The sequence below is a fragment of the Arthrobacter sp. AG367 genome (assembly GCF_007828995.1).
GTDB lineage: Bacteria > Actinomycetota > Actinomycetes > Actinomycetales > Micrococcaceae > Arthrobacter.
This window is the reverse complement of the sequence record NZ_VIVE01000001.1, coordinates 1,060,892-1,078,714: the sequence shown is the minus strand read 5'-3', so window position 1 is coordinate 1,078,714 and position 17,823 is coordinate 1,060,892. Positions and strand designations below refer to the sequence as shown.

Genomic DNA, 17,823 nt, shown 5'->3' with positions numbered 1-17,823 from the left:
ACATGTTCAAGCAGAGGGTAGTGTTCGTGCACGGCGCCGGAACCTTCGGTGCCGCCGCGTGGCCGCGCCAGCACGGCATGGCACTGTCCTATGACGCCCTGTTCCTCCGCCGCCATGGCTTTGACGTCCTCGCGGAGCCACTGGAGTCGTCCTTCGCGGAGGACACCGCCATCATCCTGCGCTCCCTTGCCGATGACGGCCGCGGCGCCGCCGGCGGGCATGTGGTGGCGCACTCCCAGGGGGCGATCGCGGCCATGATGGCCGCCGTCGAACGTCCGGACCTGGTCTTCTCATTGACGCTGGTGGAACCGGCCTGCCTCTCCCTGACAGCGGAACTCCCGGCCACTGCCGCCCACATCAGCCTCATGCAGCCCCTCTTCGACGTGCGCCACCAGCTCAGCGACGAAGACTTCCAGCGCGAATTCGTCCGGCGGGTCTTCGCCACCGACCTCCAGCAGCCCGCCACCACGGAAGAAAAAAGGTCCGCCCGCAGGCTGCGGCTCCAGGCCCCGTCATGGGAGGCGCCGCTGCACATTGTTCCCGGGGTGCCCACGCTGGTGCTGACCGGTGGGTGGGAACCGCTCTACGAGGAAATCGCCGGGTACCTCCGGGAGACCGGGGCCCTGCACCGCGTTGCCGCGGGAGGACACCGGCCCCATGACTCCCCGGACGGGGACCGGGCCATCCGGCAGTTCATCAGCCAGGTCAGCCGGAGCCAGCCGGCCCGCGCGTCCTAGCTGTCAGCAGGCACCCGCAGTTCCGGCAGGTAGACCTTGCCGCCGGCTGCCAGGAACTCCTCGCTCTTCCCGCGCATCCCGGCCGCAGCATCGGCCAGTGCCGCCTGCGCCTCCGCGGAACCAAATTCGTCGCGGATGTCCTGGCTGATCCGCATGGAGCAAAACTTGGGCCCGCACATCGAACAGAAGTGCGCCGTCTTGGCAGGCTCAGCCGGCAGCGTCTCGTCGTGGAACGCCTCAGCCGTCACCGGGTCCAGGGACAGTGCGAACTGGTCCCGCCAGCGGAATTCGAACCGCGCCTTGGACAAGGCGTCGTCCCGTTCATGCGCCCCCGGGTGCCCCTTGGCCAGGTCCGCCGCGTGCGCGGCGATCTTGTAGGTGATCACGCCGGTCTTCACGTCGTCCTTGTTGGGCAGGCCCAGGTGTTCCTTCGGGGTGACGTAGCACAGCATCGCGGTGCCGTAACGGGCAATCTCAGTGGCACCAATCGCTGAGGTGATGTGGTCATAGCCCGGAGCAACATCTGTCACCAGCGGGCCCAGGGTGTAAAACGGGGCCCCCTTGCAGAGTTCCTGCTGCCGCTCGACGTTTTCCCGGACCAGGTGGAAGGGAACGTGGCCGGGCCCCTCCACCATGACCTGCACGTCGTACTCCCACGCGCGCTGGGTGAGCTCGGCGAGCGTGTCCAGTTCCGCGAACTGGGCGGCGTCGTTGGCGTCCGCCGTCGAACCGGGGCGCAAACCGTCGCCCAGGGAGAAGGCAACGTCGTACTTCGCGAAGATCCCGCACAGCTCATCGAAGTGCGTGTAGAGGAAGTTCTCCTGGTGGTGGGCCAGGCACCAGCCGGCCATGATGGAGCCGCCGCGGGACACAATGCCCGTCACCCGGTTGGCGGTCAGCGGGACATAGCGAAGCAGCACGCCGGCGTGGATGGTCATGTAGTCCACGCCCTGCTCGCATTGTTCAATGACGGTGTCCCGGAAGATTTCCCAGGTCAGCGCGTTGGCCTCGCCGTTGACTTTCTCCAGGGCCTGGTAGATCGGCACGGTGCCGATCGGGACGGGGGAGTTGCGGATGATCCATTCCCGCGTGGTGTGGATGTCGTCGCCGGTGGACAGGTCCATAACGGTGTCGGCACCCCATTGCGTGGCCCACTGGAGCTTGTCCACCTCCTCCGCGATGGAACTCGTCACGGCCGAGTTTCCGATGTTGGCGTTGATCTTCACCAGGAAGGCCTTGCCGATGATCATCGGTTCGGACTCCGGATGGTTGATGTTGTTCGGAATGATGGCGCGGCCGGCGGCCAGTTCGCTCCGGACCAGTTCCACATCGCAGTTCTCGCGCAGCGCCACGAAGCGCATCTCCTGCGTGATGACGCCCTGCCGGGCATAGTGCATCTGGGTCACCGTCCGGCCGTCGACGGCGCGGCGGGGCACCGGCTGCGCGCCCTTCCACTCCGCGGAGGCGGCGCCGCGGCGGACGGCCGAGCGGCCGTCGTCGAGCAGGTTGCGTTCCCTGCCGCTGTAGGCCTCGGTGTCTCCGCGCGCCACGATCCACTCCGCGCGGAAGGGCTCCAGGCCGCGGACGGGGTCGCTTCCCGGCCCCGCCGTCCGGTAGGTCCGGAACGGTGCGTTCGGCTGGCCGTTGGGCGATGGCTCCAGGGCAATTTCCGTGACGGGTACCCGGATGCCGGACCCGGCGTCGTCGATATAGGCCAGCGAATGCGACGCCAGGGACCGGGTCACTTCGGACTGGTTCACCTGGGGCGTGGAGCCGGCTCCGGAACCCCCGGTGGACGGCAGGTGGGCAGGGTTCAACTGGGTGTTTTGCGTACTCAAGGGAATACTCACTTCCTTCGCCGGCATTACCCGGACAGGTTCAACGGTCGCAGGCTGCGTCAGCCCGATCTCAGCCCCTGCAAGGGCTCCCGTGTGGTCAGAGAAGAAGCTACCACAGGCCCCCGGAAGGGCGGTGTCACATTTGCGGGTGCTAGCCTGACCGGGCATCGAAAGGAAGCCCGATGGCAGACATCATCTACTTTCGCGGACCCGTCCTGGCCGCACCGGACCGGGTACGCCATGGACTCTGGTCGGTGGACGGCAAGCTCACGTTCAGCCGGCCCGCTGCCCCTCCGGCGCGGGAACTCGACGGCTGGGTGCTGCCGGGGTTCGTCGACGCCCACTGCCACATCGGCCTGGGTCCCGACGGCCCGGTGGAACCCGCCATTGCCCGGGAGCAGGCGCTGGCTGACCTCAACGCCGGAACCCTGCTGGTCCGCGACGCCGGCTCACCTGCCGATACCCGCTGGATGCAGGGCGGCCGGGACTTCCCGGTACTGATCCGTGCAGGACGGCATGTGGCCCGCACACGCCGCTACCTGCGCGGCTTCGCGGCGGAGGTCGAACCCGACGGGCTCGTGGAGGCCGTGCGGAAGCAAGCGCGCGACGGCGACGGCTGGGTCAAACTGGTGGGCGACTGGATCGACCGGAGCGCCGGCGACCTTGCGCCCTCCTTTCCTGCCGCCGTCGTGCGTGACGCTGTGCAGGCTGCCCATGATGAAGGTGCCCGGGTCACGGCACATTGCTTCGCCGAAGACACCCTGGACCAAATGCTGGACGCCGGCATTGACTGCATTGAGCACGCCACGGGGCTGCTGCCGCGCCACCTGCCCCGGTTCGTGGAGCAGGGCGTACCGATCGTGCCCACCCTCATCAACATCGCCACCTTTCCTGATATCGCGGAGCAGGCGGACGCAAAGTTTCCGCGCTACGCCGCCCACATGCGTGCCCTGTGGGAACGCAGGCTGGAACGGGTGGCGGAGGCCCATGCCGCCGGCGTCCGGATCTTTGCCGGCACGGACGCAGGCAGCGTGATCCGGCACGGCAGGATCGCAGATGAGATCCTCGCCCTGCACGGGGCCGGCCTGCCCATGCATGCGGCCCTGGATGCCGCCTGCTGGGCAGCGCGTGCGTGGCTGGGCGCTGACAACCTGGAGGAAGGCGCGCGGGCCGACGTCGTGGTGTGCCGGGACGACCCCCGGACCACCCCGGACACGATCACGGCGCTGGAGCACGTGGTGCTGGGCGGCCGCATCATCCGTTGAGTTATTTGGTTCCGCTATTTGGAATAAATTGAAGCTTCAAGTAATTTTAATATGTGACAGGCCGCCGAAGTGACGGCCTCCAACACAAGGAGCCTTCAAATGACCGACGCAGCCAGCAGCCAGGATCTTCTTCCTGCCGACCTCGCCATGGGCACGGTAATGCTCAAGGTGGGCGACATGAAGGTCATGACCGACTACTACCAGCGCGCACTGGGCCTGGAGGCGGTGGCGGAGCAGGACGGCGGGCTCTACCTGGGCAGGCTCGGCAGGCCGCTGGTCCACCTGGCGCCGGCCCCCGGGCTGCACCTTCCCGGCAGGGGAGAGGCCGGCCTGTTCCACACCGCCCTATTGTTCGAGGACCAGGCTTCCCTGGCGGCCACCATCGCCACGGCAGCCCAGTACGAACCCCGGTCCTTCACCGGCAGCGCCGACCACCTGGTGAGTGAGGCCTTCTACTTCACCGACCCCGAGGGCAACGGCATCGAGCTGTACTGGGACCGGCCGCGCAGCAACTGGTCCTGGAACGGGACGGACGTGGTGATGGACAGCCTGGCGCTTCCGCCGCAGCGCTACCTGGAGCAGCACCTCACTGAGGAATCCCTCGAAGGCCAGCGGCGGACGTCCGCAGGCGTGGGGCACGTCCACCTCCAGGTTGGCGACGTCCAGACCGCCAGGGACTTCTACGTGGGTACCCTGGGCTTCGAGAAGACGGCGGGCTGGCATGGGCAGGCCCTGTTCGTTTCCGCGGGCCGCTACCACCACCACATGGCCATGAACGTCTGGAACAGTCGCGGCGCCGGCCCCCGCAAGGACACCCTTGGGTTGGGCGAGGTGCTCATCGAGGTTTCCTCGGGTGACGACGTCGGGGCGCTGGCTGACCGCCTGAGGGTCGCCGGGGTGCCCGCCCACCACACCGGCGCGGAGCTCCGGTTCGAGGACCCGTGGCGCAACCGGCTCCGGGTGGCAGTCCGCTGACCGGTGCTCCTGCACGGGCCGTGCGCCAGTGCTGACGGGCCAGTGTTGGGGCTCGCGGGCTCCGGCCCGGCGCGTTTGCCGGCGGGCGCGCAGCAACTAGGCTGATTCCGTACGGCCGGGCTGCAACTCCCGGCACGCAGCTCCGCCAACGGAAGAAGGGCACCCGCCATGGGCTTCACCGAGATCTTCGTCGCCACCCATGACGCCGCGCTGAAACGCGCCGGCATCCTTGACCAGGGAAGCGGCTCCGCGGCGGACAGCGGGCCCGGGGGCCAGGCGGTGCGGATCCAGGGCATCAGCGACTTCGAAGTCGAACAGCTGGGCGATCTTGCCGGGACTGCCGTGCACGCCGGCGGGGCCGACTATGAGCTGACCATGGTGGACGTCGCCAGCGATTCGCTCCTTGCCGTGCCGCCGGCCATGGTCCGTGCGCTGGCCGACCTGCTCTCCTATGAAACCGAAGGCGAAGGCAATGTCCTTGACGACGTCGCCGAACAGTGGGCCGGCCAGGAGGATATGCCGTTCGACGCCGGCCAGGCCCGGAGCTACGTTCAGCAGGTGGCGGAGTTGGCCGCCTCGATCGACGATTCCGAGCGGACGGGACTGTACGTCTGGTCGGCCTGACCCCGTGATGCCGGTTTCGGCCGTCCTCCGCCTCCACAAGGGCCGGCCGCGGCGCCGGCGCGGTGGCCCAAGTCGAAATAACGCCGTTCATCTGGCACAATAAACAGGTACTCGATCTGCGTGGCCCCTCTCTCCGCGTCCGGATCCTGTCCTTCGAACCCGCAAGTACGGCCCGCCCCACGGGTGCAGAAAGCCGGGTTCACCCCTTTTCTGAAACAGGAGTGACCACAAAAGTGGCCGTAAAGATTCGCCTTAAGCGCTTCGGCAAGATGCGCGCCCCGTACTACCGCATCGTCGTTGCGGACTCACGCACCAAGCGTGACGGCCGCGCCATCGAGGAGATCGGCAAGTACCACCCCACCGAAGAGCCCTCGTTCATCGAGGTCAACTCCGAGCGTGCGCAGTACTGGCTCTCCGTCGGCGCCCAGCCGTCCGAGCAGGTCGCCGCGATCCTGAAGATCACCGGTGACTGGCAGAAGTTCAAGGGCCTGCCGGGCCAGGAAGGCACCCTCAAGACCAAGGTCGCGAAGGAAGCCTTTGTTGCCCCGGAGAAGGGCTCGGTCATCATCCCGGAAGCCATCACCAAGAAGGCATCCAAGTCTGACGCTGCCGAGGCCCCGGCCGACGCCGAAGCTGAGACCACCGAGGCTGAGTAGATTGCTGGCAGAAGCGCTGGAACACCTGGTCCGCGGAATCGTCGATTCCCCGGATGACGTCAAGGTCAGTTCGAAGAGCAACCGCCGCGGGGACACCCTCGAGGTGCGCGTTCACCAGGACGACCTTGGACGGGTGATTGGCCGCCAGGGCCGCACCGCCCGCGCATTGCGCACCGTGGTGGCAGCACTGGCCGGTGGCGAACCGGTGAGGGTCGACGTCGTCGATACCGACCGCCGCCGCTGAGCGCTCGGCAACATTCAGTTTTTGCTCCGGCCCCTTCACCGCCAGGTGGAGGGGCCGGAGTGCTTTGACCAACATGGTGCTTCCACCGGAACCACCACAACCCGGAACAGAGGAACAGATGCAGCTTCAGGTGGCACGGATCGGCAAGCCGCACGGCATTCGCGGGGAAGTCACCGTCCAGGTGCTGACGGACGCGCCGGAGGACCGCTTTGTCCCGGGAACGGAATTCGTCGTTGAGGACGCCGTGGCAGGACGGCTGACCGTGCGGAGTGCGCGCTGGAACAAGGACATCCTGCTGCTCGGTTTTGAGGAGGTGGCGGACCGCAACCAGGCTGAAACCCTCCGCGGCGCCAAGCTGTTCATCGAAACCGAAGAACTGGACGGGGATGATGACGAGGGCTGGTACGAGCACGAGCTTGTCGGCCTGGAGGCCCGGGTAGGGGCGCAGGTTGTGGGCAAGGTGACTGCGCTGAACACCATGCCCGTGCAGGACCTTCTCATGGTCACCACCCCGGACGGCAAGGAAATCCTCATCCCGTTCGTGGAACAGATCGTGCCTGAAGTGAATATCGAGGAAGGCTTCATCCTCCTCACCCCGCCGGACGGACTCTTCGAACTCAACACCGACGAAGCCGCTGCCCCGGAACCGGAAAGCAGGGACTAGATGCGCATCGACGTCGTCAGCATCTTCCCTGAATACCTCGCCCCGCTTGAACTCTCGCTGATTGGCAAGGCCCGCCACGACGGCATCCTGGACCTGCACGTCCATGACCTGCGCAGCTTCACCACGGACAAGCACCGCACTGTCGACGACACCCCGTACGGCGGCGGCGCCGGAATGGTCATGAAGCCCGAACCCTGGGCCCAGGCACTCGCCGCCGTGGCGGAGGAGCGGCCGGATCCGCAGCGCAAGCCGGTCCTCATCGTCCCATCCCCGGCCGGCGAGCGGTTCACCCAGGCCCTCGCCTATGAACTGGCCGAGGAACAGCACCTGGCGTTTGCGTGCGGGCGGTATGAGGGCATCGATGAACGGGTCATCGAATGGGCGCAGGAACACTTCACGGTCCGGCCTGTCAGCCTGGGCGACTATGTGCTGAACGGCGGGGAAGTGGCCGTCCTGGCCATGGTGGAAGCCATTGGCCGCCTGCTGCCCGGTGTAGTGGGCAATCCCGAATCCCTGGTGGAGGAATCCCACTCGGACGGACTCCTGGAATATCCGGTCTACACCAAGCCTTCCATGTGGCGTGACCGCGAGGTGCCGCCGGTGCTCCTGAGCGGCAACCACGGCAGGATCGCCCAATGGCGGCGCCACGAGCAGTACCGCCGCACGGCGGCGCGGCGTCCGGACCTCCTGGAAGGGTTCGACGCCGGCAGCCTCCCGCGTGCCGACCGCACCGAATTGCACAACCTGGGGTATGACATCGTGGATGGCAGGCTGGTTCGCCGGCCGGAAGCGGCAGCCGCGCCGCAGGATTAGTGCCGGGCGAATTGGCGTAACCCTGCCGCTGTGGCAAAATTAACCCTTGTGTCTGCTGGGTCCGCACCTGCCACAGGGGGTAGCGCGGCCAACAGCCGGACAACCGGCCCCATCAACCCTTGAAGCGGCCGGACTATTTTACTTCGGCGGTGAGACCCGGCCTGCCTCCCGGCAGCCGGACTTGCCCGCCGTGACCCAAAGTGAATGACCTGTGGCGTTCACCAGGAGTGCAATCATGCATATTCTCGATTCCGTCGATGCAGCCTCGCTGCGCAACGATGTTCCCGAGTTCCGCGCCGGCGACACGCTCAAGGTGCACGTGAACATCATCGAAGGCAAGAACACCCGTGTCCAGGTCTTCCAGGGCTTCGTCCTGGGCCGCCAGGGCGACGGCGTGCGCGAAACCTTCACCGTTCGCAAGGTCTCCTTCGGTGTCGGCGTGGAGCGTACCTTCCCGGTGCACTCCCCGATCATCGAAAAGATCGAGGTTGTCACCAAGGGTGACGTCCGCCGCGCCAAGCTGTACTACATGCGTGCACTGCGTGGCAAGGCCGCGAAGATCAAGGAAAAGCGCGACTTCAGCTCCGCCAAGTAAGTAAGTTCTGCCCGGACTTACGGCCAGGCTGGAGCGCGGCCGTACCCGGCATGCGCCGGAGCAATGCACCAGCGCCAGGATACGGACCATGCACCAGACAAAACGCCAGCCCCGCAAAATGGGCTGGCGTTTTGTTTTACTGGCCCTGCTCCTCGCGGTGGCCATCAGCGGAGTGGTCCGGTCCCTGTGGCTTGACGTCTACTTCATCCCCTCGGATTCAATGGAGCCGCTCCTGCAGGGCGGGGACCGGATCCTGGTGTCACGCACGGACTTCCAGTCCGAACCCATCCGGCACGGGGACGTTGTCGTCTTCGATGGCCGTGGCAGCTTTGCACCGTTGAACAGCGGCAAGGGTCCGCTGCCGGACGCAGCCGCTGCCGCCATGCAGTGGCTCGGCCTGACCGGCAGCGACACAACCTACGTCAAACGGATCATCGGCCTTCCCGGCGACACTGTGGCCTGCTGTGACGCCGGCGGCAAGGTCACCGTCAACGGCACTCCCATGGATGAGCCCTACATTTTTTCCGGCGACGCGCCGAGCACGCAGAAGTTCAGCACCGCGGTTCCGGAGGGCAGGCTTTGGCTGATGGGGGACCACCGCTCGGTGTCCGCTGACTCCCGCAGCCTGCTCGGTGCTCCCGGCGGCGGACTGGTTCCGCTGGACAGGGTGATTGGCCGGCCGGTCCAGATCCTTTGGCCGCTTGATAGATTTGCTCCAGTAGCACGGCCGCCCGCAGCGGGGCCGACAACACAGAACGGACGGTAAATGCCCGAGAATCACGCGCGGAAACCTGAACCGCGCCATGACGGCGCATCAGAAACGCCCACCGTTCCAGTTCCCTCCGTACCCGGCGACACCCCGGAAACCGCCGGCCCCGTACATCGGCGGCACAGGACGGCGTCGAAGGCAGCGGCCGCCAAGTCCGGCGGCAATCCCGTGCTCGGCTGGCTCAGGGAAATCGCCACGGTGGTGGTCATCGCCGTGGTGCTGTCCTTCCTTATCAAGACCTTCCTGTTCCGGGCATTCTTCATTCCCTCGGAATCCATGGTGAACACCCTCGACGTGGATGACCGGATCTTCGTGAACCTCCTGGTGCCGGAGCCCTTCGCGCTCAGCCGTGGCGACGTGGTGGTATTCCGTGACACCAAGGGCTGGCTGCCGCCGGCCCCGGCCAAGGCACAGGGACCGTTCACCTGGGTCCAGGACGGCCTGACGTTCGTCGGCCTCCTGCCCGACAACTCCGAACAGCACCTGGTCAAGCGTGTCATCGGGCTCCCGGGCGACCACGTTGTCTGCTGTGACGCCGGCGGTAAACTGACCATTAACGGGACCGCGATTGACGAGACCTACATCAATCCCGCGGAAGTCCCGCAGATCCGCAACTTTGACGTCACCGTACCGGAAGGCAAGGTGTGGGTGATGGGTGACAACCGGAACCACTCTGCCGATTCCCGTGCGCACATGGAGACTGACGGCGGATTCATCAATCTCAAGGACCTCGAAGGCAAGGCCGCGGTCATCGCCTGGCCGCTGAACAGGATCAAGACCCTGGACAACTACCCGGACGTGTTCCGCAGCGTCCCGGCGGCCCACTGACCGTGCCTTCAGCAGTGCAGGCGTCCCCAGCGGTGCAGACTACCCCGGCAGTGAAGGCGCGCTCCGGCTCAAAACCGGCAGCACGCGGAGCCAAGGCGCCCACGCTGCGGCACGAGCGTACCTTCAAGGCCCAGGGGGTGCGCCTGCTTGCCGGGGTGGATGAGGTTGGCCGGGGTGCCCTCGCCGGTCCTGTCAGCGTGGGAATCGCCGTCGTTGACCTGGAACGCCAGAAGCCGCTTGCAGGCGTGCGGGACAGCAAACTCCTGAGCCCTGCGGAACGGGAACGGCTGGATCCCCTGGTGCGCCGGTGGAGTATCGCATCGGCGGTGGGACACGCTTCCGCCGGCGAGATAGATTCACTCGGCATCATCGCTGCCCTTCGGCTGGCGGGAACCCGCGCGTGGAACAGCATCATCAGCGCCGGCATCATCCCGGAGGCTGTGCTGCTTGATGGAAGCCACAACTGGCTTTCCCCGGCAGGCCAGCTGTCCCTGTTCGACCAGCCCGTGCTGGAGGCTGCGTGTGAAGCGCCGGTCCATACCAAGGTCAAGGCGGACATGCAGTGCCTCAGCGTCGCGGCCGCAAGTGTTATTGCCAAGGTGGAACGGGACCGGATGATGCGGGAACTGCACACCGAATATCCCGATTACGGCTGGGACATCAACAAGGGATATGCCACGGCAGCCCATCGGAACGTCCTACGCGCCGCCGGGCCCACACCGTACCACAGGGTAAGCTGGCGGCTGCTTGGCGGGGAACTGCAGGACGCCGAGGTGCCCGACGGGGACGAACCGTACGAAGACTGACCCCCGCCACCCGCGGCACCCGTGCCGGACATGGTGCAAGATGGAAGCATGAGTGCTGAGGATCTTGAGAACTATGAAACCGACATGGAGCTTCAGCTCTATCGTGAATACCGCGACGTGGTCGGCCTCTTCAGCTACGTTGTCGAGACCGAACGGCGCTTTTACCTGGCCAACCATGTGGACCTCCAGGCCCGCAGCGCCGATGGTGAGGTCTATTTCGACCTGACCCTCCAGGACGCCTGGGTATGGGATGTCTACCGCTCGGCACGGTTCGTCAAAAGCGTCAGGGTCCTGACCTTCAAGGACGTGAACGTGGAGGAACTGCCCCGCAACGAGGAACTGGCCCTGCCCAAGGATGTAGACCTGGGCAACTAGGGTCCCGCGGGACCCTGACTTCCCCTCCACACCGGCCCCTGTCCACATACGGCAGGGGCCTTCTGTCTTCCGCGGCCCTTCGCCTCCAGGCTGGTTGCGGAGGTACACATGAAATCCAAAGACCTGTTGGGCCGGCGGGGCGAAGACCTTGCCGTGGGCTATCTTGAAGCGCTGGGCATGCTGGTGGTGGAGCGCAACTGGCGGTGCGCCGGGGGCGAGATTGATATCGTCGCCCTCGACGGCGATGCGCTGGTGATCGCCGAAGTCAAAACCCGCCGTTCGCTCGACTACGGCCATCCGTTTGAAGCCGTCGGTCCGGAAAAGCTGGCCCGGCTGCACCGCCTCGCTGCTGCCTGGTGCCGTGACCGCGAACTGCGGATGCCGCTGCGCCGCGTGGACGTCATAGCCGTCGTGGACGACGGCGGCGGGGAACCCGTGGTCGAACACCTCAAGGGGGTGGGGTAATGTCCCTCGGGCGCACCTACTCCATCGCCCTCGTCGGGCTCAACGGCTACATGGTGGAAGTCGAGGCTGACATCGGCCAGACGCTCCCGGCCTTCGTCATTCTTGGGCTGCCGGACGCTTCCCTCAACGAAGCCAAGGAGCGCATCCGCTCAGCCGCGAAGAACTCCGGGATCCCGCTCAGCCGAAGGAAGATCACCGCAAACCTCATTCCTGCCTCACTGCCGAAACGAGGCTCCGGCTTCGATCTCGCCGTCACCATGGCCGTCCTCCGGGCAGCGAACGACATCAAGCCCACGGGGCGCACAGTCTTTATCGCCGAGCTGGGGCTCGACGGGAGGCTGCGGCCGGTGCGGGGAATCCTGCCGGCGGTCATGGCGTCGGTGCAGGCCGGGTATCCGGAGATCGTGGTGGCCCAGGCCAACCTCGCCGAGGCCTCCCTGGTCCCCGGAGCCAAGGTGCGCGGGTACCGCACGCTTGCCCGGCTTGCCCTCGACTTTGGGGCGGACCCCCAGGAACTTGCCCTGGACTTCGAACCGGACGAGGCCGATGACGCCGGTGACGGCCAGGCGCTTCCCGGCCCGTGTCCCGACATGGCAGACGTCTCCGGGCAGGGCGAAGCCCGCAGGGCTCTGGAAGTGGCGGCGGCGGGCGCCCATCATCTGCTCCTCACCGGGCCGCCGGGGGTATGTCCTTAAGTAATGATGTGATGTGTTCCCTGTAATGACGGGCATTTCTCACCATGCGGAGCGGTGCTCCTCGGGTAGACAGAGCCCTTTCCGAGCTCCTGCCCGTCATGCACGAAAGCTGGGATGACGACTCAGCGACATCGCCGTGCTCTTCGGACTCGCAGAGGAGCCAGAAGATGGGGTAGTGAAACTACCCGACTGCGATTCCTAATCCTCAGCGTCAGGATCGTCACCCGATGCCAGCTTCTGCCGCAGGTAGTCGATATAGTCCGTACGGAGCACGTGCCGGGCTCGCGGGCGCTTCCCGCCGTTGATGTCCCGGACGTACTGCGCCAGCCGCTCCGGATTCTTGCCGGCCCACCCGTGAGCAAGGGCCCAGCCCTGCATGGCGTCGGCGTCCATCGGGATTCTGGCGTCGCGCAGCGCCAGGAGTACGCCGACGACCTGATCCTTCTCAAAGCCGGCCGATATCGTGTTGTTGTGGTTCACCGTAAGCGTCAGGCTTCTCAGAGCCTCCATAATGATCGGGTCGAGTTCGGCGGAGGGAGTCTTCCAGTCTGAGCCGTCGCCAAGAATGTCCGGTTTCATCGCCGTGACCCACGAGCGGATTCGGTCGGCGTTCCAGGTGATGACGCAGATGCCGCGGATCCCGTGGCCGTAGCGCACCAGCTTCCCGATGTCGTCCATGTCCGGCCAAGCCATCAGCACCGGACCGGTACCTTGTGGCGTACCGCCACCACGACCGGTGATATGCGACACATTGCTGTGTCGCTGCACGAGGCGCTCCAAAGCGTCGCAGTTGCTGAGGTTCGACTGTAGTGCCGTCCAGACAGAGAGCGTGTCATCCGTCTGCATGTGTTCGACGCACCAGTCGATCGCCGCGCTGACGCCCTCGTCGTCGTAGCTCGCTACGGCTGTTGGGTAGTCGGTGTCTCGGTCAAACATGTGTCCCCCTAATTGTGTCGTCGGGCTTAACGCTAACCAGGAGGTCCGACAAGAACAGCGGTGCTGCCCACCACTAGGTGTCAGATTGAGATCTCAGAATTCAGCCGCTGGGTGTCAAGGAAGAGCACTTTGAGCCCATCTTGACGCATTTTTTGCGGATCGTCTGACGTCCGGTTGGGTTGTACGCCAATCTGATAGTGGTTGAACTGCCATCCATTCGGGGCTTCGAGACCGGTACTGCGCTACCCCAGGACCTCCAACTCCTGGAGCTTTCCAAGCGCCACGCCCGCCATAAATTGTGTCTGGTCGACGAGGATACTGTCGTCAAACACTGCCCTGGGCGAGTGCATGGGAGCCCACTCCATGGGGTCGATATCTGGAGACCCAGCTCCGAGGTGCCCGTACGCTCCTGGGACCTCCACGAGGACACGGGAGAAATCGTCAGAGCCGGTCCTGGGGGACGGGCTGGGCACGAACCGGTGCTCTCCGAAGAACGTCCGTGCGGTCCTGCCCCAGAGTTCGGCGTCACTGTCGTGATTGACGGTGGCCGGCATAACCGGAGTGAACGTTGCCTCGGCTGTCAGCTGATGAGCGGTCGCCAGTTGCCGGATAAGATCCGGCAACTCCTGTGCGAGCCGCGCTTCGACACCGGGGCTGAAAGACCTGACGCTGGCCCTGAATTCCGCCGAATCAGGTATGACATTAGAGGCGGAACCGCCATGGAATTGGCCCACGGACAGTACCACGGGATCAAAAACGTTGAATCGCCGGGTGATGTACGTTTGTAGCGCGCCAAGCATTTCAGCAGCTACCTGTATGGGATCCAGAGCTTGGAAGGGGCGCGAACCGTGCCCACCACGCCCGATAACCTTGACGGACAGATCTCCGAAGGCTGCCATGTAGGAGCCGGCCCGGGTCGTGAACACGCCTGACGGGATGTCCGAAACGACATGCAGGGCGTAGGCAGCATCCGGCCGCCTCCCGGCTGCGTTAAGAACGCCTTCCTCCAGCATGATGCGGGCCCCGTCATGTCCTTCCTCCCCCGGTTGGAACATGAAGATGATGTCGCCGGTCAGGCTGTCACGTACGGACGAGAGCAGGCGGGCGGCACCAATCAGGCCCGCTGTATGCAGGTCATGGCCGCAGGCATGCATCGCTCCATTGGTCGAGGCAAAGGATATCCCCGTCTTTTCAGCCAGAGGAAGGGCGTCCATGTCGCCTCTGAGTAGTACAGTGGGGCGGCTCCCGACGGGGGCCTGGGTGGCCCCGCCACGTAGTACCGCTACCACGGACGAGGCTGCTTTTCCCAGGCTTATTTCGAGATCGAGTCCCTTGAGTGCCTCAAGGACCCGGGCTTGGCTGCGGGGCAGATACAGGCCGACTTCAGGATCGGCGTGCATTTCCCTACGGAAATCGACCAGGTCGGTTTCAAAGGCCGGGATCGCCGCTGCGGCGCCCTCAAGGAAGCTCAGCGTTGAAAGCCGCACCGTATCTGTCGTTGAAGTATCTGTCATTGAAGGACTTTCTCGTCTCATGTTGCCAAGGCCTTGGCCTGCTGCTTTCCCGAGAGGACGCGGAGCCCCCGTCTGAGCCACGCGTCACGTTCCCGGAATCTTTGTCCCAGGCCCAGTGCAGCCTCGCCTACGCTTTTGGGGTCGGATATGGCCCCTAGAGCGGGAAATCCGTCCTGTCCACGCCAACCACGCGGTCGCCGGTGAAGAAGCGTACGCCGTACTGGGGACCGTGGCCTCCGATACCGCTGGTACCCCAGAAACTCTGGCGCGAATTGCCGGCCAGGTCGCTCATGAACGTGCCGTTGATGCGGACCTCCCCGGCACGGATACGGGATGCAACGTCGATGGCCCGTGTTTCGTCGCCACCGAATACGTAGGCATCAAGACCGGTTGCCGGTCCGTTTGCATGGCTAAGCGCCTCTTCAACGGAATGCACGGAATGTACCGTGACCAGCGGCCCGAAGAGTTCTTCCGTGGCGGCTCCGGCGGGACATCCGACAATCATCCCCGGTGCCAGGAACCAGCCGTCTAGATCCGGTAGGTCGCCGCCAGTGACCAGCGTTCCCCCCAGTTCGAGGAGTCGATTCACTGCGGCTTTCAAACCATCACGCTGCCGCTCAAACGCCAGGGGACCCACTTGCGTTGTCTCATCCAAGGCATTTCCTACCCGAAGCTTACTGAGTTCGAACTTCATAGCTTCAACGAAACGGTCGTGAATCGACCCGTCAACCAGTACCTTGCCGGGCGCCTCGCACCACTGGCCATTGAGACGGGTCATGCCCTGCACAATGGACTGTGCCGCTGAGCTGACATCGGCATCATCCAGAATGATCACGGGATTGTTGGATCCGAGCTCCATCTGCATGACAGCGAGATTGGACGCTGCAGCCTGCGCGACTGTGCGGCCTGCCGAATCGCCGCCGGTAAACGAAAGAGCCTCGATGCGGGGATCCGAAGTCAGCAGTGATCCTGTCTCCGAATTCCCATGAACCAGTTGAAACGCGGCGCTCGGGTAATCGAGTTCGGTCATGGCGGCGACGATCGATTCGGCGAAGAGCTGGCAACCTCCGGGGGCGTTCTCGGAGGGTTTGAGGATGACCGGGCAGCCAGCCGCCATTGCTGCCGCCACCTTGCCTACCACGGTGAAGGTTGGAGCATTCCAGGGGCCAACGATGAGGGCCGGGCCGAGGGGCTTGCGCAGGATGACCACAGACCGGTCACCGCCGTCCAGGGTCTCCGACTCGCCAAGCTGCTCCGCTTCAGCGATAGTACCCCGGACTCTGTCCCCGAGTGCACCGGCAATCAGGCGAGTGGTCCGGATAGGGACTCCCGTGTTGATGCTGTCCTGCAGCGCGATTTCTTCGCTCTGAGCATCGAGAGATGCGGCTACCTTCGTCAGGAGCTTAAGACGGTCCCGGAGTTTGATGTCTTCAAGCGTCCCGGACTCGTGCAGTGTCGCCGCTGCGGCGAGTGCGCACTCGACGTCAGCCTTTCCGGTCTTTCGCATCGGCTGCCGAGGTTCGCCCGTATTTGGGTTGGTAAGGTAGCGGCCGTTTTCGTCGAGCTGCAGCCATGCGCCATCGACAAAGGAGCGTTGCTCGACAAGGTCGGGGGTGATAGCGGTCAGTTGTGTTAGTCCTTCAGCAGTCATTCAAGGTGCTCCTCTGGTTTTCGTTGTTGTCTTTGTCGTCCGGGACCAGCGACGGCAGGGGCTGAGCCTTGACGTTGACCGTTTATGTTCGGGAGGATTTGCAGCGCCATGTTGCGCAGCTTTCGTTCCGACGCTGGCCGTGGCGGAAAATCAGATCATGATCGGCGTAATAGTCAGCTGTTGAATGGTCTTCAGGTTGCCCGGATCACGATTGCCTGTCGGTCATGTTCAGCACAACTCGGATCGTCGAGGCTTCTGCCATCGCTTCGAATCCCTCGTTGATACGTTCGAAGGGCAGTTCCTTGGTGACCATTGCATCGAGATCCAGTCGGTTGTTCAGGTAGTGGTCCGTGAACATGTCGACGTCGCTGAGGAACCTGTTCGCGCCCATGTAGGCGCCTTGCAGGTGTCGGTCGCCGTAGACGAGTGCATCTGCGGGGATACGCAGTTCGGACCCTGTGGGCATGAGACCGAGGATGGTGGCGGTTCCGTTCGGGCTCAGGAGCGAAAAGGCGAGTTCCGCTGTCTGGCTGCGGCCCACGGCCTCGATTGCATGGCTGACACCTTGGGGAAGTAGTGATCGGACCTGGATGAGTGTTTCTGTCGGGTCGGGTGATGAGACAACAGTGTCCGTGGCACCGAAGTTGCGGGCGAGCTCCAGCTTCGCCGGCACGGCGTCAATGGCAATGATTCGTCGTGCCCCAGCCAACCTGGCACCTTGAATGGCTGCTATGCCGACACCGCCGCAACCGATTACGGCAACAGTATCCTCTGGCCCTACCTTTGCGCCGTGAATAACCGCGCCTACTCCTGTACTAATGCAGCAACCGAGAAGACACGCCACCTGGGGAGGCAGATACGAGCCGACCACTGCAACGGATGCCTCCTTCACAAGGAAGGCTTCTGCAAATGCGCCGATACCGCCGAGCGACTCAACGCTTGATCCATCAGGTGCGAGCAGCCTGGGTCGATGCCGCTCACGCATCGAGTCGACCCGTTCGCACTGGGTCGGGCGCCCGCTTATGCAGTTGCGGCATGCCCCACAGGAGGGGGTGACCGTTGCCACGACCCGGTCACCGGTCTTAATTCTTGTGACCGCAGAACCGACGCGCTCGACAATGCCTGCGACTTCATGCCCGAGGACTACCGGCAGGGAGATATCCAGCGACCCCTTTATATAGTGCAGATCGCTGTGGCAAAGGCCCACTCGCTCAGTCCGGATGAGAACCTCATTGTCCTCCGGATCGTCAAGCAGCAGTTCGCGGATCTGAAGAGGGGCTCCGGGCTTTTCCAGCACGGCGGCAAGAATCGGTGTAGTCACTTGGCTTCCTTGATGGTTGAGGTGCTGGCAGATGGGTCGCTTCGACCATCTT

The 17,823-nt window shown here is 64.6% G+C and carries 19 protein-coding genes, 1 pseudogene and 1 riboswitch; of the genes and pseudogenes, 15 read left to right on the top strand and 5 right to left on the bottom strand.

Translation table 11 applies throughout. The features are described from left to right. Nucleotides 1-2 precede the first annotated feature (2 nt). Nucleotides 3-737, top strand: a complete 735-nt coding sequence (locus tag FB478_RS05065) for an alpha/beta fold hydrolase (protein ID WP_018768291.1) — start codon at nt 3-5, stop codon at nt 735-737. On the opposite strand, the gene thiC is transcribed toward FB478_RS05065, so the two are convergent. Then, nucleotides 734-2,575, bottom strand: coding sequence for a phosphomethylpyrimidine synthase ThiC (thiC, locus tag FB478_RS05060; protein WP_043424745.1), 1,842 nt, complete (start codon nt 2,573-2,575; stop codon nt 734-736). The genes FB478_RS05065 and thiC overlap by 4 nt on opposite strands. Beyond that, nucleotides 2,571-2,678, bottom strand: a riboswitch (TPP riboswitch). It overlaps the preceding gene by 5 nt. A gap of 79 nt (nt 2,679-2,757) precedes the next feature. On the opposite strand from thiC, the gene FB478_RS05055 reads away from it, so the two are divergent. The 14 genes and pseudogenes from FB478_RS05055 to FB478_RS04990 all read left to right on the top strand — a co-directional run. Further along, on the top strand, nt 2,758-3,840 hold the full coding sequence (locus FB478_RS05055; protein ID WP_134163882.1) for an amidohydrolase family protein: 1,083 nt from the start codon (nt 2,758-2,760) through the stop codon (nt 3,838-3,840). A gap of 99 nt (nt 3,841-3,939) precedes the next feature. After that, nucleotides 3,940-4,815 (top strand): VOC family protein, encoded by an 876-nt coding sequence (locus FB478_RS05050; protein WP_134163883.1) that lies wholly within the window; start codon nt 3,940-3,942, stop codon nt 4,813-4,815. A gap of 168 nt (nt 4,816-4,983) precedes the next feature. Continuing rightward, the gene (locus tag FB478_RS05045; protein WP_056387866.1) at nt 4,984-5,439 is read left to right on the top strand and encodes a hypothetical protein; all 456 of its coding nucleotides are present in this window, start codon (nt 4,984-4,986) and stop codon (nt 5,437-5,439) included. A gap of 233 nt (nt 5,440-5,672) precedes the next feature. After that, nucleotides 5,673-6,095: a 30S ribosomal protein S16 gene (gene rpsP, locus FB478_RS05040; protein WP_018768286.1), complete on the top strand. Its 423-nt coding sequence runs from the start codon at nt 5,673-5,675 to the stop codon at nt 6,093-6,095. Nucleotide 6,096: 1 nt separating this feature from the next. Further along, nucleotides 6,097-6,339: an RNA-binding protein gene (locus FB478_RS05035; RefSeq protein ID WP_013601399.1), complete on the top strand. Its 243-nt coding sequence runs from the start codon at nt 6,097-6,099 to the stop codon at nt 6,337-6,339. A gap of 118 nt (nt 6,340-6,457) precedes the next feature. Beyond that, nucleotides 6,458-7,003: a ribosome maturation factor RimM gene (gene rimM, locus FB478_RS05030; protein ID WP_186447728.1), complete on the top strand. Its 546-nt coding sequence runs from the start codon at nt 6,458-6,460 to the stop codon at nt 7,001-7,003. Further along, nucleotides 7,004-7,816 (top strand): tRNA (guanosine(37)-N1)-methyltransferase TrmD, encoded by an 813-nt coding sequence (gene trmD / locus FB478_RS05025; protein WP_018768284.1) that lies wholly within the window; start codon nt 7,004-7,006, stop codon nt 7,814-7,816. It abuts the gene before it with no gap. Between the two features lie 235 nt (nt 7,817-8,051). Further along, complete coding sequence (rplS, locus tag FB478_RS05020; RefSeq protein WP_018768283.1) at nt 8,052-8,411, top strand: 50S ribosomal protein L19; 360 nt, start codon at nt 8,052-8,054, stop codon at nt 8,409-8,411. Between the two features lie 88 nt (nt 8,412-8,499). Continuing rightward, on the top strand, nt 8,500-9,177 hold the full coding sequence (gene lepB / locus FB478_RS05015; RefSeq protein ID WP_144599838.1) for a signal peptidase I: 678 nt from the start codon (nt 8,500-8,502) through the stop codon (nt 9,175-9,177). Continuing rightward, nucleotides 9,178-10,008, top strand: a complete 831-nt coding sequence (gene lepB, locus FB478_RS05010; protein WP_144599837.1) for a signal peptidase I — start codon at nt 9,178-9,180, stop codon at nt 10,006-10,008. It begins immediately after the preceding gene. A 50-nt stretch (nt 10,009-10,058) separates the two neighbouring features. Further along, nucleotides 10,059-10,814, top strand: a complete 756-nt coding sequence (locus FB478_RS05005; protein WP_056388162.1) for a ribonuclease HII — start codon at nt 10,059-10,061, stop codon at nt 10,812-10,814. Between the two features lie 48 nt (nt 10,815-10,862). After that, the gene (locus tag FB478_RS05000) at nt 10,863-11,189 is read left to right on the top strand and encodes a DUF2469 domain-containing protein (RefSeq protein WP_056335405.1); all 327 of its coding nucleotides are present in this window, start codon (nt 10,863-10,865) and stop codon (nt 11,187-11,189) included. Nucleotides 11,190-11,297: 108 nt separating this feature from the next. Further along, nucleotides 11,298-11,654, top strand: coding sequence for a YraN family protein (locus FB478_RS04995; RefSeq protein ID WP_018768278.1), 357 nt, complete (start codon nt 11,298-11,300; stop codon nt 11,652-11,654). Continuing rightward, nucleotides 11,654-12,337: pseudogene (locus tag FB478_RS04990) on the top strand (magnesium chelatase domain-containing protein); the annotation flags it as partial. The gene FB478_RS04995 and the pseudogene FB478_RS04990, both read left to right, overlap by 1 nt. Before the next feature lie 210 nt (nt 12,338-12,547). Here the strand turns inward: FB478_RS04990 and FB478_RS21075 are convergent. The 4 genes from FB478_RS21075 to FB478_RS04970 all read right to left on the bottom strand — a co-directional run bounded on the left by FB478_RS21075 (nt 12,548) and on the right by FB478_RS04970 (nt 17,771). Beyond that, nucleotides 12,548-13,285, bottom strand: a complete 738-nt coding sequence (locus FB478_RS21075; protein WP_186447727.1) for a hypothetical protein — start codon at nt 13,283-13,285, stop codon at nt 12,548-12,550. Nucleotides 13,286-13,527: 242 nt separating this feature from the next. Next, nucleotides 13,528-14,799 carry a M20 family metallopeptidase gene (locus tag FB478_RS04980; protein ID WP_056387828.1) on the bottom strand — a complete coding sequence of 424 codons (1,272 nt, stop codon included), beginning with the start codon at nt 14,797-14,799 and terminating at the stop codon, nt 13,528-13,530. A 154-nt stretch (nt 14,800-14,953) separates the two neighbouring features. Further along, nucleotides 14,954-16,450, bottom strand: coding sequence for an aldehyde dehydrogenase (locus FB478_RS04975; protein WP_056387826.1), 1,497 nt, complete (start codon nt 16,448-16,450; stop codon nt 14,954-14,956). A 205-nt stretch (nt 16,451-16,655) separates the two neighbouring features. Continuing rightward, nucleotides 16,656-17,771: a Zn-dependent alcohol dehydrogenase gene (locus tag FB478_RS04970; RefSeq protein ID WP_235009452.1), complete on the bottom strand. Its 1,116-nt coding sequence runs from the start codon at nt 17,769-17,771 to the stop codon at nt 16,656-16,658. Nucleotides 17,772-17,823: the final 52 nt, after the last annotated feature.

Excerpts from the sequence above, each read along its gene's own strand:
- FB478_RS05065 (WP_018768291.1), top strand. The coding sequence starts at position 3 with ATGTTCAAGCAGAGGGTAGTGTTCGTGCACGGCGCCGGAACCTTCGGT.
- FB478_RS05055 (WP_134163882.1), top strand. The coding sequence starts at position 2,758 with ATGGCAGACATCATCTACTTTCGCGGACCCGTCCTGGCCGCACCGGAC.
- FB478_RS05050 (WP_134163883.1), top strand. The coding sequence starts at position 3,940 with ATGACCGACGCAGCCAGCAGCCAGGATCTTCTTCCTGCCGACCTCGCC.
- FB478_RS05045 (WP_056387866.1), top strand. The coding sequence starts at position 4,984 with ATGGGCTTCACCGAGATCTTCGTCGCCACCCATGACGCCGCGCTGAAA.
- rimM (WP_186447728.1), top strand. The coding sequence starts at position 6,458 with ATGCAGCTTCAGGTGGCACGGATCGGCAAGCCGCACGGCATTCGCGGG.
- trmD (WP_018768284.1), top strand. The coding sequence starts at position 7,004 with ATGCGCATCGACGTCGTCAGCATCTTCCCTGAATACCTCGCCCCGCTT.
- rplS (WP_018768283.1), top strand. The coding sequence starts at position 8,052 with ATGCATATTCTCGATTCCGTCGATGCAGCCTCGCTGCGCAACGATGTT.
- lepB (WP_144599838.1), top strand. The coding sequence starts at position 8,500 with ATGCACCAGACAAAACGCCAGCCCCGCAAAATGGGCTGGCGTTTTGTT.
- lepB (WP_144599837.1), top strand. The coding sequence starts at position 9,178 with ATGCCCGAGAATCACGCGCGGAAACCTGAACCGCGCCATGACGGCGCA.
- FB478_RS05000 (WP_056335405.1), top strand. The coding sequence starts at position 10,863 with ATGAGTGCTGAGGATCTTGAGAACTATGAAACCGACATGGAGCTTCAG.
- FB478_RS04995 (WP_018768278.1), top strand. The coding sequence starts at position 11,298 with ATGAAATCCAAAGACCTGTTGGGCCGGCGGGGCGAAGACCTTGCCGTG.
- FB478_RS21075 (WP_186447727.1), bottom strand. The coding sequence starts at position 13,285 with ATGTTTGACCGAGACACCGACTACCCAACAGCCGTAGCGAGCTACGAC.
- FB478_RS04980 (WP_056387828.1), bottom strand. The coding sequence starts at position 14,799 with ATGACAGATACTTCAACGACAGATACGGTGCGGCTTTCAACGCTGAGC.
- FB478_RS04975 (WP_056387826.1), bottom strand. The coding sequence starts at position 16,450 with ATGACTGCTGAAGGACTAACACAACTGACCGCTATCACCCCCGACCTT.